Raw genomic sequence first — 14,339 nt, forward strand, 5'->3', positions numbered from 1 at the left:
AGGCTAATTGTTTCCTTTGTGTGTCCATGGAAAATTAATCAGTTTTATCTCCTCAGTTCATCGACTCTGCGTGCTATGTATTCCTTTTCACAATCGCTTACCGAATATAACCTTTTTTATATAAACCATGGTGAGGTTTCGAGAAATTATCTCCACATTAATGAATAGAAGATATATAAAGCTTTGATTATATTGTAAATAAACATATTTACGAATGTTGTTTATCTCTTGGCATATTGTTTGTAATGAGGAAAGCGAGTTTTGGGGTTTTCATGCTTAAGTCGGCTATCGCTTAAAATGTATATTTTTCCAAGGCGCATAATTATTAAATGGTTCCAGCCAGAAAGGAGGATAATCGCGCATTTTGTCTGATACTTTTTTTATTGTTTTACTCGCTTAGATTCCAACATTTGAGGGTGTTATGAAAAAGTTCTTTTTAGTTCTTATTTCCCTGTTATTTGTCGTCGGCAGTGCCTATGCAACTCCAATGTATTTAGGTGCGACCTATGCTGACTTTGGCTTGGAGGGTAATCCTCCACTACCGACTGAGACGGGTTACTACATTTGGTCAAACGACGATGCAAGAACGAGTTGGTCGGTTCGCTGGACTGGAAATAACAATGGTACTGATTATGACTGGGTAGATTGGTTCGGATCAATTGAAATAGGGGGGGGCTTGAACCTTGAGACCACTACTGAAGTGCTCTTTGATTCAGGACATATAGACAATATGGTAACATCTTACATCCCCTATTTTGGTGACCTTATCACGTTTGAAGGGTATGCAGGAAATCATTGGGATGGCTTCGATTTTACTATATCCGGAGACGCCGGCGTTAATGTTATTGGTTTCAACCTGGGTAATTCTCTGTGGGATCTTACGCCTGGAACTTCGGAGGATAACCTTGGAATGGGAATTTTTATCGGCCAAGATGGTGCTTCCCCCAATGTTTTGATTTCAAATCTATTGGACGATCAAGGAGAAATAATTGGTGTAACGCAAAATTTTGAGATTCCGGCCCCTGTTCCAGAACCTGCCACTATGTTGTTGCTCGGCGTTGGTCTGGTTGGAATGGCCGCCACATCCCGGAAGAAGATCTTCAAGGAATAAGAAGATTCTTGTTATAGAGTGGTCGCAGCGCAATCGTAAAAACAGAACTGCCCGGACCGGAAACGGCCGGGCAGTCTTGTTCTCAAGGATTCAAAGCCATCATTTCCACATGGCCGCTGGCAGAAAAACACTTAGGGTATTTTAACACCGCCACTCCAAGAGCGTGGAGGGTATGAAAAAAAATACACAATTACCCACGAAAGATGATATTTATTACATAATTAAGCCGTCAAATTAAAATAGCCTATTTTCACTTTTTTTATTAACTGTCTGTTATTATGATAAAGACATTAAAATTTTTTAATTTTTCTTGTTGGCATATCTTATGAATTTGTAATAAGGACACAATTTCCATTAACCTATTTCATTATTTTGGGGTTTCTTTGATAAAAAATTGAAACCCTCAGCTTAGGTCTAACCAGCCGACTGAGGTGTTCCATGAAAAACATCTTACTTATCTTAATATCTTTCTCCGTCTTGCTTGTTTCTTCAGGTTTTTCCGCTGCCTTCCCCTGGGCAGTGGCGGATCTCATTCATGAGCCGGCATCACTGCTATTGTTGGGCACCGGTCTTATCGGAATTGCAGCTGTTTCAAGGGGCAATGTCTTCAGGTAAGGGGACTGTATCCCTGTGTCTGCTTCCCGATCTTGGAATCAACTGCCTTGCTGACTTGCTTTTCGCAGGGACACTTCATTTGCGGCTTGGTTAAGGACAATGGAATAGTTTCCAGGTGAACTCATCAGGCATGTGGAATAGACCTTGATGGATTCGCAAGAGATCGAAATTATTATTTTTTTGTCGTCCCCGCGAAGGCGGGGATCCAGTGTCTTCAGGTATTTATAGATTCCGGCCTTGCGCGGGAATGACATGTATGGAGACTTTCTACAAGGGCATCAACCTTTACGAGCGCGTTTTAAATGCTTTGGATGATTATAGATGGCGCATGCCGTGAATAGTCCATTTTCCAGATAAACGATGGCGGAAGGTAATTCAGGCGATACCATTAAAAATTTCTCAGAAATCATTCTTATCGCAGGTTGCCCACCCGTAAAAATGAATACCACATCTGATATAATATTTATCAATACATCAATTCAGAACTCCTCATTTCTCTTTGTAGGTAACCCTTGCAACAATTTCTCAATAGCTATAACCTTTATTACATAAAAAACACGCCCAAAAAATATAAAATTCAACGCCATCCCCATACCGATAACACCACAAGCCTTTAATTTAAAATTAAAAATTCATCATTCAAAATAATTTCGCTCCCTTGGTATGTTGTTTGAATAATCGGGAGTCGGCCCCGCTTACAATTTTAATCTGCTCGTTGAATTTTTCAGAAAATTCATGGATTTCAGCGGCCAAAAAAAATGATTGTTTCAATCAGAAAGGAGGAGAGAGGGGATACGGGTGTGAATTGTGATCTCAAATTAATATTCCACTAACGGTAATTGAGGTGAATAATGAAAAAGATTTTAATGGTTTTAGTCTCAATTTTAATAGCGATTAGTTTTTCTGGAATTGCTGGTGCTGTGAGCTACAGCTTTGAAGACAACATTGATGACTGGTATGGAGCAGATTTTGTATATTTAGATGAGGATCTTGATATAAGTAATGTCATATTTGATAGCGTCACAGGCATTACAAGTGTGGGCACTCCCTACAGATATGTCCACAATATTAATTCTCAGGTTGATTTTGATGCAGGCCATTTGGTTACAGATGCCAATCTCTCTGTTGGTTTTGTGGGCGCTGACATAGCTGAGTTTAGTTTTCGCTATGGTGGAGACGGTAGTGGATGGCTCTTGGGTGATTGGAACAACAACGAGAATGTTCGATTTAAGCTTGATGGAGGCGCCTGGACTCAATTGGGTGAAGTCGATAACGGAGAAGCTATTGCAGACCTCGTGTTGGATATTGGGTTGTTAAACGATAATGGAAGATTGGCGGTCAAAATTGATGTCTATAATGCTCTGGGAACCGGAGACATCGGTCTAGACTATTCTTACCTTTCGGGGCATGCAGCCGCCCCAGTCCCCGAACCAGCTACCATGCTGCTTCTGGGCTCTGGCTTGGTCGGCCTTGCCGTCACCTCCCGGAAAAAGATCTTCAAGAAAAAATAAGATCCTTGCGGTAACGGCAAATCGATCGTAAAAACGACTGCCCGAACCGGTAACGGCCGGGCAGTTTTTTTATCATAGTAGGTTGTTTGTGGTGGGCCGGACATAAATCAATGTTGAATTTTGAATTCAAAGTTTCTCGCCTGCTTCGATCGAGAACCAGAGACGCAGAGTGGGAAGGGCAATTCAGAATGATGAGTGTTGAATTTTGAATTGTTTCTTTGCGGGTCCGAAATTTTAGCGAGAGACTTGTATCCCTTGAAAAACATCATCTGCCCTTATCCGTGTCCCATTCACCTAATCGCTCATCCCGGCCTTTAATGATTGTCTATGTTCCTTCACTCATACCTTTCCCTACTGGTTTGCCCTCCCACTTTGATATCATTTTGTCGCCATTAGGAAACGTCCAAACAGTGTATCCTGTCATTGTGCCTTTTCCAGTTTTGATATTTATGTCCATTAGCCCCTTGACCCTACAGCAGGAATGAATAAGTCCACAATACGCGATGAAATGATGTCAAGGTGGTACTTCTTGGAATTATCCAAGAAAAAGGGTGCTGTCAAATACTGGACCACTGAGATCCACTGGCCATGGTGCTATGGTAGTTTTTACCTGCCACCCAACAGACAGCCGGCTCACATTGCCTGATTCTCTTGATGCCGTATCTTAAACCAATCAAGAAGGCATTCAACAACCAACATACAATCAAAACAATGAGGTGGTACCATGGCCGAAAATAAAGTGCAGGATTACAGTGACGACAGGAATGAAGGACACGTTGACACCCGTGAAGCCAATTTTGAGTGTGAGGATAAAGATCCGAACCTGGGCTGTGACATGGGAATTGATGTAGCTGGATAACAAAAAAGGACGGTGGCCTATGATAGGAACGACGCTGACGATAATCACACTTGCATACTTCATCAATCGCTGCATCGCCGGTGCCAATTGCAAGATCTGAGGGCATAATTAACGGCAGAGCTTCGATAATTGGGTATTAGAAGTTAAATCCGCTGACACGCGGTACATGGCAGAGCCTCTAACGGGGCTCTGACTTTTTGGAGGGTTGTTGTTAAATTGTTATTCAATCAATTTTCCGGGCCCCTTTATCTGAAAAATTGAGGACTTGCAGAGAAAGAACGCTGCAAGCCCTCTGTTGTTCATAAAAGGGAGGTTCTCTTTTGGATTTAGCTGCCGGTGGGCTGTTTCTCTACCGAAGCGGATAAGACACCTTCTTTGAACGCATCTATCCCTATGTCATCAAGCATGAATCCGATTCGATAGCGGCGTGAGTGGGTTTTGTAGTAAGAGATGGTCCTGGCCACCATGTCGAGGGCGTCATCCCAACTGAGATCTTCGAACAGGAGTTCGGCCAACCGCGGTTTGATGCCTCCCATTCCGCCGACCTGAAGGTTCCAGCCCTGCTTGGTTCCGTACAGGGAGAGATCCTTGATGCAGTTTTCGCCGCATTGGATCTTGCAGCCGCTCACGGCCATCTTCATTTTGCTGGGCAGGGTCATGCCATGGTAACGTTCATCGATTTTTTTACCCATCCTGATGCTGTCCTGTTTGGCCAGGCGGCAGTGCTCGATGCCCGGACATACCTTGACGCTGCGAACGCAGAGACCGACGGCATGGCCTTTGTCAAATCCCAGCGCGTCCCAGATGGCATCGATGTCTTCTTCCTCGATGCCTAAAAGGGCAATGCGGGCGGCGCTGGTGATCTTCAGTGTCGGAATATTGTATTGGCGGGCGACCTCTGCAAATTTTTCCAGTATCTCCGGCGTGACGAGACCGCATGGCAGGTGGGGGGCAATACCGTAGGTTTTTTTATCTCTCTGTAATATAGCGCCTTTCTGGCCATCCTTGAGCATGAACGCCTCCTTTTTGGGCGATGCCTGAAATATGTGAGAAGGTGAGCGGAACACAATGACGCATTATGATATGTTCAGGGTCCCGCCTTGATCTTTTCCATACGCGAATATGTCAAAACGATCTTTTGGTGTCAATCAGGCAAAACCGGTGACGGGAACCCGTCGGGAAAAGTTACACAATCCTGTGCATCAAGGCGGTGCTCACTGCAGGCAGGCTGTTTCATGCGACCAGGAACCCGTTTGGCCGATAAGTGACAGTGCCGCCCTTTATCGGGACCCTCTCAATCACGGCTTTACGGGTTCCATCGGATGGTTTGGCGTTCAAAATCAATCGTATATTTCAATCCGCCAAGAAAATTCATTCCCAGCAAACCGTTGTAATTCCCGTCGGCAGAACCATGATAGTCGATGATGTCGGCCCTCAGGTTCTCCTTCGTATTGCTTCCAACGGTTACATAACTGAGTCGGGTCGTTCTCGTAGGAATCTTTACGCCACCCACCCCCTCGCCTTGAGATTCTTTGAAATCATCTATTTCCAACTGGTCGGCCACGTTCTGGTGCAATACGATACTGCTTGCCCCCGTGTCCAGAAGAAGGGTGGTCTGTACCTCCCTGCCATCGTATGCCAGAATCACCGGAACGAATACCTTGTTGTTTTTTATCGCAACCCTGGTTTCCAGCACGTCCCCGGTTTCAGCCGGGGGGCTGCCAAAAGAAGCGTTGATGTCGATCATTTTACTTTTTTGACCAGGCCGATACACCTGGATTTGCGTTAAAAGATAGGGGGGCTCTGACGGGTTGCCCGCGAATTTCGGATTGGACTTCCAGACCAATGCGAAGTTGTGCGGCTTGAGAATGGTTTTCAGGCCTTCTTCCAGGTTCCTGTTGTCGAAGGATGCGCTAACAGGCGGGTTGATCGATGGGGCCATGCGCACGATGATGTCATGATCGGCGGCAATTTGCTTTAAAAGATCCTGTAGTGGAACCTGGTCGGCTTCAATAGATAGCTTATGGTTCTTTATCTCAATCTGAAAGGCATGACCGGGCCCGCCAAGGATTATGCTCAAAATTATCGCAATGACTGGATTCAGCCTTTGTATGAAGGGGCCCCATTGCATCATCTCTGCTTTATCCTCTCAAACGTTTTTCTCATGCGGAATTCAATGGGTTCCTGAGAATCCCCTTCCATCGGGAAACCCAACCGTCATCATCGTGTTGCGGCGCCGGCCGTTCATGGCGATATGGATATCCATTATAGAAGAGTCGCACCTGTATCCGTTTCGGTTACATCCGTAAAAATACCCGCCATGCAACCCGGTCAGGGGCGATGACGATATCGGTGGTGGTGGGCGTCGCCGATCTGAATCAGGAACCTGTCCATGGCGGTTGTTTCCGCCTTTAGCGGGATACATGCAGACCGGTCCAGTGGAACAGAGCTTTACGGTTTTTCTGCGATTTTTGGACGTTGTGGGGTGCAGGTTGGCAGGGGGGCGGATGAATTCACGGGAATGTCCGCAACTAAGTGGTGCGACTGCGGGGAATATACTGATAACGCCTTGATATATCAACTGGTAGCTGGTACTTAGGCAATCAGTATGGCATCCAATATACTCGCAGAAGGGCTATCAGGCTTTTAAAATGAATCCGAATGATCTCGTCCATAAAAAACTGGAACACGAACTGTCGCTGTACAAGATGATGGTCAATGCTTCTCTCGATTCCATCACCCTTATAGATCGGGACTATAAATATTGCATCGTTACCGATGCTTACACGAGGGCCCGCCAGTTAAAAAAAGAGGAGATCCTGAATCATACCGTGGCCGATGTCTGGGGAAAGAAAATATTCCAGGAAATCATAAAACAAAAACTGGACGAGTGTTTCAGCGGCAAAACAGTGTCCCATATCGCGGCATACGAGTTTAACAGGAATGAGATCAACTATATTGAAACCGTCTATACGCCATGCTTTACTTCCGGTTCAATAGCATCCCATGCCGTCGTCATTTCCCACAACATCACCGAATTGAAGAAAAGCCAGGAAAAAATAGAGGCCCTGGCCTATTATGATTCTTTGACCCATCTTCCCAGCCGTCCTTTATTCCTGGACCGCCTGTATCACGAAATAACCATCGCCAAAAGGAAAGGCACTTCGGTCGCCGTCTTTTTTTTCGACCTGGATGAATTCAAAAAGACCAACGATACGTTCGGTCATTCCGCCGGAGATAAACTTCTTGCCGGTGTGGGCGACCGGCTGAAAAAATATTTGCGGGAAACCGACACGATCGCAAGGCCCGGCGGAACCATAAACCTGGATGAAAAGAACAATTCTGACTACCTTGCCCGCATCGGTGGGGATGAATTTACCTTCATCATTCCTGATATTTCTGACAAACGGATCACGACCGGGATTGCTGAAAGAATCCTGACCCTATTCGAAGCGCCCTTCGAGATATCCGACCGGGAGGTGTTCATATCGACCAGTATTGGAATCGCCTTTTATCCGGATGATGGCAATGACGTTGAAACGGTGCTCAAAAATGCCGACACCGCAATGTATAAGGCCAAGGAAAGGGGCAAGAATACGTATCAGTATTATTCGCGGGAAATGAATCAAAAAGCCAAAGCGCGTACATTCGTAGAGACGAAATTACGGTACGCCGTTAAAAACAGTGAACTGCAGCTGTACTACCAGCCGCAGTACAATATAGAGAATTCTCAAATGACAGGGGTGGAGGCCTTAATTCGATGGGATGACAAGGACATGGGGCTGATATCTCCCAAAGATTTCATTCCATTGGCAGAAGAAACGGGGCTGATTATCGAGATTGGGGACTGGGTCCTTCAATCCGCCTGTCATCAGGGCAGAATCTGGCAGGATCAGGGGATTAACAACCTGAACCTGTGTGTGAATCTATCGGTCCGCCAATTTTTTGATCCCCACCTGGTGGACAAGATAAAATCCGCTGTCGAGAACAGCGGGTTCGATCCCGCCTGCCTGGAACTTGAGATAACGGAAACGGCAATGCTGCACAACACCGACAGGGCCGTGCTGATAATGAAGGAACTCAAAGAGATGGGGATCAAGATCGCTTTGGACGACTTCGGCACCGGATACTCTTCACTGGTCCATCTGAAACTGTTTCATGTCGATACGTTGAAGATCGACCAGGTTTTTATCCGGAACGCGGATTTGAAGGGGCGCGATGGTGCCATTATCTCCTCTATGATCGATATGTGTCATAAACTTCAGATCAAGGCTGTAGCAGAAGGTGTGGAAACCATAGAGAGCCTGACGTTTCTGAAAGAACGGAGATGCCATCTTGCCCAGGGTTTTTTCTTCAGCCCCCCACTGCCGGTCGACAAGTTTGAGGATCTGCTCTGTTTAAAGAACTGACGTCCGGCCCGGGGTCTTATCTGCCGCATATGGGATTGAGGCACCCTCTGCCTTTCAGAAAAACAGCTGTCCGATCGTCTCCCCCCTGAGTCGGGGCGCGTTGACTCGTCCGGGAGCAGACGTCGTTCCGGCGCAAACCACAGTTGATCGAAACCTGAAAGCAGGTAAAAACTTAGAAATGAGCAAACTGAATGCCTATTTCCGACTATGCCGGCCCCACCAATACCTGAAGAATGGTTTCATCTGGCTGCCCATTTTTTTCGGCAACGAGCTAACCAGCAGTCATGCGCTCTTTCTGACGTCCATCTCCTTTGCCGCCTTTTGCCTGATTGCCAGCGCTTCCTATGCAATCAACGATCTGAAAGACATGGACGATGACCGGAGCCACCCGGTTAAAAAGAAACGGCCCCTGGCCAGCGGCGATTTGAAGAAGAACGAAGCCGCCCTGGCCGCCCTGGTGTTGTTTGCCGGGGGCATGGTCCTTGCCATGCTTCTGCTGCCGGTGGCCTGTGTGTATATTCTCATCGCCTACGTACTGCTCAATATTGCCTACTCCCAGCGGCTCAAACATCTTCCCATCGTTGACATCTTCTGTATCGCCATCGGTTTCGTGCTGCGTATTCTCGCCGGCGGCATGGCCGCCCGGATCTACATCAGCCCGTGGATCGTGACGATGACCTTTTTGCTGGCCCTTTTCCTGGCTCTGGCCAAACGCAGGGATGATCTGTTGCTGGCCAGTCAGGGAAACCCGGTGCGAAGGGCCATTGACGGCTACAATCTGGAATTTATTTCCCTGGCCATGGGGATTATGGCTTCGGTGGTCATCGTGGCTTATCTGCTGTACACGATTTCACCGGAAGTGGTTGCCAGACACGGCACGGGAAAACTCTATATTTCCGGTATCTGGGTGCTGCTGGGGTTACTGCGTTACCTGCAGATTTCCTTTGTGGGAGGAAAGAGCGGCTCCCCCACCCGGGTGCTGATCAAGGACAGATCGCTTCAGGCCGTGATCGGGCTGTGGCTGGCAAACCTGTTTTTTTTACTTTACTGGAAGGGCGAATGGTTTTGAAAGAGACCGATTGAAATGAAACTTCACGGTTGGGGCAGATACCCGGTGGTCGAGGCAAAGGTGCCTACCTTTGAGACGGCGGACCAGGCTTCCCGGCTGCTGGCCCGGCCCGGTCCTTGGATTGCCCACGGTCTGGGAAAAAGCTACGGTGACAGCGCCTTGAATCAACAGGTGCTGATGACCCGGCGATTCAACAAACTGCTGGATTTCGACCCTGAAAAAGGGGTGGTCACCTGCGAAAGCGGCATCACCCTGGCCGAACTCATTCATGTTTTCCTGCCCAGGGGGTGGCTTCTCCAGGTGGTCCCCGGCACCAAGCTGATCACCGTGGGCGGTGCCATCGCTTCGGATGTACATGGCAAAAACCATCATCTGGTCGGTTGTTTCAGCGGTTCGGTCATCAACCTGACACTCATGTTCCCCGATGGAACCATCCGTTCCTGCGGCCCCTGTGAAAATCAGGACCTGTTTCACGCGACCTGCGGCGGCATGGGGCTCACCGGACTGATCCTGCACGCCACCCTTCAGCTGCAGCGGGTTCACAGCGCCTTTGTCAGGGAAGGCGTGCTGCGCTGCCGCAACCTGATCGAGGCCTGCGAGCAATTTGAAGCGCATCGGCACAGCACCTACTCGGTGGCCTGGCTGGACTGCCTGGCCAAAGGAGAAAATCTGGGGCGTTCGGTTCTGATGATCGGCGATCATGCCCAGGATGGCCGGTTGGCGCCGGCCCTGCCCAGGCCCGTTTCCATTCCCGTCGAATGGCCCGGTTTTGTTTTGAACAGGTATTCGATTTCGCTTTTCAATCACTTATACTTCAATTCGCATTCGAGCCGGTTGGATCGCCAGCTGAAACCCATCGATTCCTTTTTCTTTCCTCTCGACCGTATCACGGACTGGCACCGGATATACGGCCGGCAAGGCTTCATCCAATACCAGTTTGTACTGCCTGAAAACGCAAGTGCTGAAGGCTTCAGCGCGATCCTGAAGACGGTGGCACAATCCGGCATCGGTTCCTTCCTGGCGGTTCTCAAACGCTTGGGGCCGGAAAATGAGAATTTTCTCTCCTTTCCCATGGAAGGCTACACCCTGGCCCTGGATTTTAAGCGCCGCCCCCAAGTCTTTCCCTTGCTTGATGAATTGGATCGCATGGTGGTGGACCACGGCGGGCGCCTGTACCTGGCCAAGGATGCGCGCATGCAGGCGTCAATTTTTTCGAGAGGATATCCTGAGTTAAAAACATTCAGAGAAATTCGACGCAAGTACCGCCTGGCGGAGAAACTGCACTCGTTGCAGTCCATACGGTTGGGGCTATAGTATGAATCTTTTGATTTTAGGCGGAAACTCGGATGTGGCCTATGCCCTGGCCCGGTTATTTGCCGAGAGGGCCGGCGCAGGGATCGTGCTGGCGTCTCGAAATCTGGAACTGCTGGATAAAAAAGCCAAAGATCTGGAGATCCGATACAACCAATCCGTTCGGGCCGTCTATTTTGACGCCGCCGACACCGACACGCATCGGGAATTTTATGACAGCCTCAATCCCAAGCCCGACGGGGTGGTGGCGGCTTTTGGCTATCTTGGCGACCAGGGCAGGGCGCAGTCCGATTTTCAGGAGGCCCAACAGATTATTCAGACCAACTTTATCGGTGCCGTCTCCATTCTGGAGATCGTTGCCGCCGATTTTGAGAAACGTGGACAGGGCGTTATCGTCGGTATGGGATCCGTGGCCGGCGAACGCGGGCGCCAAAACAATTATATATACGGCGCCGCCAAGGGGGCTTTCAACATTTATCTCAGCGGCCTGCGCAGCCGTTTAAGCAAGCGCCGGGTGCATGTCATGACCGTTCTGCCCGGTTTCATGGACACCAAGATGACCCGGAAGATGAAACTGCCGGGATTGCTGACAGCCACTCCCGAACAGGCGGCGGCGGATATTTTCAACGCCTTTAACAACTCAAAAGAGGTCGTCTACACCCGATGGTTCTGGCGCTGGATCATGGCTGTCATTAAGGTGATACCGGAGTCTATCTTCAAGCGCCTGTCCCTCTGAGATCGAAGTCCACAGCCCCTGCCCGATTTTCTGAATTTCTCCTTCGTTTCAAGACGTCAGCGTGGCATTGTCTGAAATGACAAGATGGCGGGGAGCCGCTTTTTTCTTGATTTTTAAGAATTTACTAAAGTAGAATCATTTTCCAAACACCTGAACTTGAAGCTGACTCACGTTTCGTCACGCCTGCGGAATTCACTCTGCCAGAACTGATTACTCAGTCTTTTGCATTTTTCATCTCAGCTGTTGCCTGACTTTGCGACGCACAGGCACTTGCATTCGCTGGAAACCGTTCTGTCGGAAACCGTCTGAAAATCCGCCACCACCGGCTGCTGAAGGAAAACAATGAAATCACAGAATGTGAAAGACAAGAAGTTTGAAACACAAGACAGAAACCTGTTCGAGATCTGGGATGAAATTCAATCTGTGCAGGCGGCTTTCTGCTTTCCCCAGGAAATTTCAGCGTATTATATGTCCCCAAGCTGGATCAGAACAGCAGAGACCGTACTTGATGTCGGCACCGGAAACGGCTGTTTTTTAAACATGGTTTCAGAACATTTTCCCGGGAAGTCCTACACGGGCGTCGATATATCCAAAGAACTCATCGAAAAAGCCATCCGGGATCAAGGGACTTCAAACATAACCTATAAGGTGCAGAACTATTTTGACGTCGAGAACCGATTTGATTTTGTTGTCATGCGGCTTTTCTGGCAGCACCTGACGCTAAAAGAAGTAACAGAGGCACTGGCAAAACTTGAAGAAATAACCAGACCGGGCTCAACCGTTCTGATAAGCGACTCCTGGGACGCGGCACGTATTTTCGAACCCGATTTGCCCGAATTCCGTAAAATTATTTCGGCGTATACCCAACAGCAGATCGAAAACGATAAAGACCGGGATATCGTCGAAAGACTGCTGAAAGAATTTGCACAGAGACATAGGTGGAAAGTGGAAAGCGACCTGAAAATAATCATGCCATCAACCGTGAACGATAATCTGAAACTTTTTCATCGGGCCTACAGCTTGTGGATCAAATTATTTGAATGCCTTGGCGACCTCAACATTGATTATGCTGCGGCCAGACAGGAACTCGAAAACTGGAAAAAAGATTTTTCGGCCTACACCCAAGCCGGGCTTCGAATTATTCGACTGGAACGCCTTGGTTCGTGAAGGATAATATGTTGTCTGTCTCAATCTGCGACATAACTTTCAACCTGGTCCAAAAGACGTATCTCGGATACGAAAGAGGCTGCCATGGACGCTCAGAAATATGGAATCTTTATCAGTCATCGACTTGAAGATCGTAATCTTGCCCTGGCCGTCAGCGGGATATTGAGGCTGCTGGGCAATAAAAAGTTGGAGCCGTTCGTCTGTACAGATATTCCGGGCGGCAGGGAATGGCGTGATTGGATCGATGAAAAAATCGGTAAAACAGATATCCTGCTGTTTCTTTACACGGAAGAAAGTTTTGACTGGATGTGGTGTTTTTACGAAATCGGTTTGTTCAGGCATCCCAGCGACCCCAATCCGGGTCCTATCATTTGCATCCGGAATTCATCCATAACAAGCCTGCCGTCGCCACTTGAAAAGTATCAAGCCTATGAGGCAACAGAAGCGGATGTAAAGCAATTTCTGGAAGACCTTCTCTACAAAGGCACATTTACCAATGGCGATCGAATAAACCCGGAAGTTTTTGCAAACGATAATTACGCGCTGGCGATTCAGGATTTTTTAAATGCGTTTAAGCCGTCAAAAATTGAGAAAAAATTCTATGCAAAAAGAGCGGTCTTCGATCTTGGGAATTTTGATCAGGATACCAATGACGAAGAGGACAATACGGTAACGGTTGTCAGTGATCCCTATACCATGGAAGAAATTTTTTTATCATCCGGGAAAATTACCCGCTGGCAGGATCTATACGAAAAATTCAAGAAAGAAGACCAGGCCGCCTGGATCGATCAAATTAGGGAAACCATAGAAAATATAAAAAAGGGCGATGCGATTGGCTATGTAATGAAACCATTCATTTCACGGGATCATAAAAAATATATTCCAGTCCTTACGCGTGTCGAGCAAATGCCTTCCGAGGATAGAAAAACAATAATTCCGCTAAAAATATATGTTATTTTTATCCCTTGCTCTGATGTTGAAGAGAACTGTGACCTGGTGGATTTCAGTTATGCCAGCGACCCGAAATATCTTCTTGAATTATGGAAGACCATAATGCCTACCAGTATTATCCGCGTCAGATGGAAGGGGAAATCATCTCCTATCAGATACTCAATAGATGATTTGGTCGACACGCCGGTTGCTTATGCCATCAATCCATCCTTTGCAGATTTATATAATTTCAACTATCAGGAATTTCCTGATCCTGATGGCGATAATCCCCTGACTGCCGACAGTCTGCTGAAGCTGATCGAGGAATTTATTGTTGACGGGGACGCATACATCCAGAAAATAGTCGACGACCAGGCGGAAATTTCTCAACGGATAATATTTGAAGGCAGTAACGCCTTTGCCAAGGTACCCTTGAAGTTTAACGACAAGCACCCCCTATACCCGAATTCATCTTATCTTCCCTGTCTCGTAAGTAAAAGTACGATTGGAGACATCAACGGTCCGCATTTGACCTACCTGGGGGTTGTTTATGTAAGAGGCGACTGGGCGGTATGACCGCCGCGATGCCTTAAACGGTTTCAGTCGGATTTCACCGTCGCT

12 protein-coding genes are annotated in these 14,339 nt (G+C 47.6%); 10 read left to right on the forward strand and 2 right to left on the reverse strand.

Translation table 11 applies throughout. The annotated features are described in order from the left end of the window. Positions 1 to 421 precede the first annotated feature (421 nt). From DSCA_RS00640 to DSCA_RS32815, 4 genes are all read left to right on the forward strand, one after another. The gene (locus tag DSCA_RS00640; protein ID WP_155314612.1) at positions 422 to 1,111 is read left to right on the forward strand and encodes a PEP-CTERM sorting domain-containing protein; all 690 of its coding nucleotides are present in this window, start codon (positions 422 to 424) and stop codon (positions 1,109 to 1,111) included. Between the two features lie 438 nt (positions 1,112 to 1,549). Beyond that, positions 1,550 to 1,726 (forward strand): PEP-CTERM sorting domain-containing protein, encoded by a 177-nt coding sequence (locus DSCA_RS00645; RefSeq protein ID WP_155314613.1) that lies wholly within the window; start codon positions 1,550 to 1,552, stop codon positions 1,724 to 1,726. 851 nt (positions 1,727 to 2,577) lie between these two features. Next, positions 2,578 to 3,237 (forward strand): PEP-CTERM sorting domain-containing protein, encoded by a 660-nt coding sequence (locus tag DSCA_RS00650; RefSeq protein ID WP_155314614.1) that lies wholly within the window; start codon positions 2,578 to 2,580, stop codon positions 3,235 to 3,237. Positions 3,238 to 3,961: 724 nt separating this feature from the next. Continuing rightward, positions 3,962 to 4,096: a hypothetical protein gene (locus DSCA_RS32815; protein ID WP_269434630.1), complete on the forward strand. Its 135-nt coding sequence runs from the start codon at positions 3,962 to 3,964 to the stop codon at positions 4,094 to 4,096. Positions 4,097 to 4,422: 326 nt separating this feature from the next. On the opposite strand, the gene DSCA_RS00655 is transcribed toward DSCA_RS32815, so the two are convergent. Together DSCA_RS00655 and DSCA_RS00660 are read right to left on the reverse strand one after the other, a co-directional pair. Next, the gene (locus DSCA_RS00655) at positions 4,423 to 5,109 is read right to left on the reverse strand and encodes a nitrite/sulfite reductase domain-containing protein (protein WP_155314615.1); all 687 of its coding nucleotides are present in this window, start codon (positions 5,107 to 5,109) and stop codon (positions 4,423 to 4,425) included. 293 nt (positions 5,110 to 5,402) lie between these two features. Then, entirely contained in the window at positions 5,403 to 6,230 is an 828-nt protein-coding gene (locus tag DSCA_RS00660) for a retropepsin-like aspartic protease family protein (RefSeq protein ID WP_155314616.1), read from the reverse strand. Positions 6,231 to 6,747: 517 nt separating this feature from the next. On the opposite strand from DSCA_RS00660, the gene DSCA_RS00665 reads away from it, so the two are divergent. From DSCA_RS00665 to DSCA_RS00690, 6 genes are all read left to right on the forward strand, one after another. Beyond that, entirely contained in the window at positions 6,748 to 8,505 is a 1,758-nt protein-coding gene (locus tag DSCA_RS00665) for an EAL domain-containing protein (RefSeq protein ID WP_155314617.1), read from the forward strand. Positions 8,506 to 8,683: 178 nt separating this feature from the next. Continuing rightward, entirely contained in the window at positions 8,684 to 9,574 is an 891-nt protein-coding gene (locus DSCA_RS00670; protein ID WP_155314618.1) for a UbiA prenyltransferase family protein, read from the forward strand. Between the two features lie 15 nt (positions 9,575 to 9,589). Further along, positions 9,590 to 10,888 (forward strand): FAD-binding oxidoreductase, encoded by a 1,299-nt coding sequence (locus tag DSCA_RS00675; RefSeq protein WP_155314619.1) that lies wholly within the window; start codon positions 9,590 to 9,592, stop codon positions 10,886 to 10,888. 1 nt (position 10,889) lies between these two features. Then, positions 10,890 to 11,621, forward strand: a complete 732-nt coding sequence (locus tag DSCA_RS00680; protein ID WP_155314620.1) for an SDR family oxidoreductase — start codon at positions 10,890 to 10,892, stop codon at positions 11,619 to 11,621. Between the two features lie 342 nt (positions 11,622 to 11,963). Next, positions 11,964 to 12,788, forward strand: coding sequence for a class I SAM-dependent methyltransferase (locus DSCA_RS00685; protein WP_155314621.1), 825 nt, complete (start codon positions 11,964 to 11,966; stop codon positions 12,786 to 12,788). 84 nt (positions 12,789 to 12,872) lie between these two features. After that, positions 12,873 to 14,294, forward strand: a complete 1,422-nt coding sequence (locus tag DSCA_RS00690) for a toll/interleukin-1 receptor domain-containing protein (RefSeq protein WP_155314622.1) — start codon at positions 12,873 to 12,875, stop codon at positions 14,292 to 14,294. The last annotated feature ends 45 nt before the right edge of the window (positions 14,295 to 14,339 follow it).

Origin of the sequence: Desulfosarcina alkanivorans, from assembly GCF_009688945.1 — a bacterium.
Taxonomy (GTDB): domain Bacteria; phylum Desulfobacterota; class Desulfobacteria; order Desulfobacterales; family Desulfosarcinaceae; genus Desulfosarcina; species Desulfosarcina alkanivorans.

Bases quoted from the DNA above. Each gene is read 5' to 3' on its own strand.
- DSCA_RS00640 (WP_155314612.1), top strand. From the start codon at position 422: ATGAAAAAGTTCTTTTTAGTTCTTATTTCCCTGTTATTTGTCGTCGGC.
- DSCA_RS00645 (WP_155314613.1), top strand. From the start codon at position 1,550: ATGAAAAACATCTTACTTATCTTAATATCTTTCTCCGTCTTGCTTGTT.
- DSCA_RS00650 (WP_155314614.1), top strand. From the start codon at position 2,578: ATGAAAAAGATTTTAATGGTTTTAGTCTCAATTTTAATAGCGATTAGT.
- DSCA_RS32815 (WP_269434630.1), top strand. From the start codon at position 3,962: ATGGCCGAAAATAAAGTGCAGGATTACAGTGACGACAGGAATGAAGGA.
- DSCA_RS00655 (WP_155314615.1), bottom strand. From the start codon at position 5,109: ATGCTCAAGGATGGCCAGAAAGGCGCTATATTACAGAGAGATAAAAAA.
- DSCA_RS00660 (WP_155314616.1), bottom strand. From the start codon at position 6,230: ATGATGCAATGGGGCCCCTTCATACAAAGGCTGAATCCAGTCATTGCG.
- DSCA_RS00665 (WP_155314617.1), top strand. From the start codon at position 6,748: ATGAATCCGAATGATCTCGTCCATAAAAAACTGGAACACGAACTGTCG.
- DSCA_RS00670 (WP_155314618.1), top strand. From the start codon at position 8,684: ATGAGCAAACTGAATGCCTATTTCCGACTATGCCGGCCCCACCAATAC.
- DSCA_RS00675 (WP_155314619.1), top strand. From the start codon at position 9,590: ATGAAACTTCACGGTTGGGGCAGATACCCGGTGGTCGAGGCAAAGGTG.
- DSCA_RS00680 (WP_155314620.1), top strand. From the start codon at position 10,890: ATGAATCTTTTGATTTTAGGCGGAAACTCGGATGTGGCCTATGCCCTG.
- DSCA_RS00685 (WP_155314621.1), top strand. From the start codon at position 11,964: ATGAAATCACAGAATGTGAAAGACAAGAAGTTTGAAACACAAGACAGA.
- DSCA_RS00690 (WP_155314622.1), top strand. From the start codon at position 12,873: ATGGACGCTCAGAAATATGGAATCTTTATCAGTCATCGACTTGAAGAT.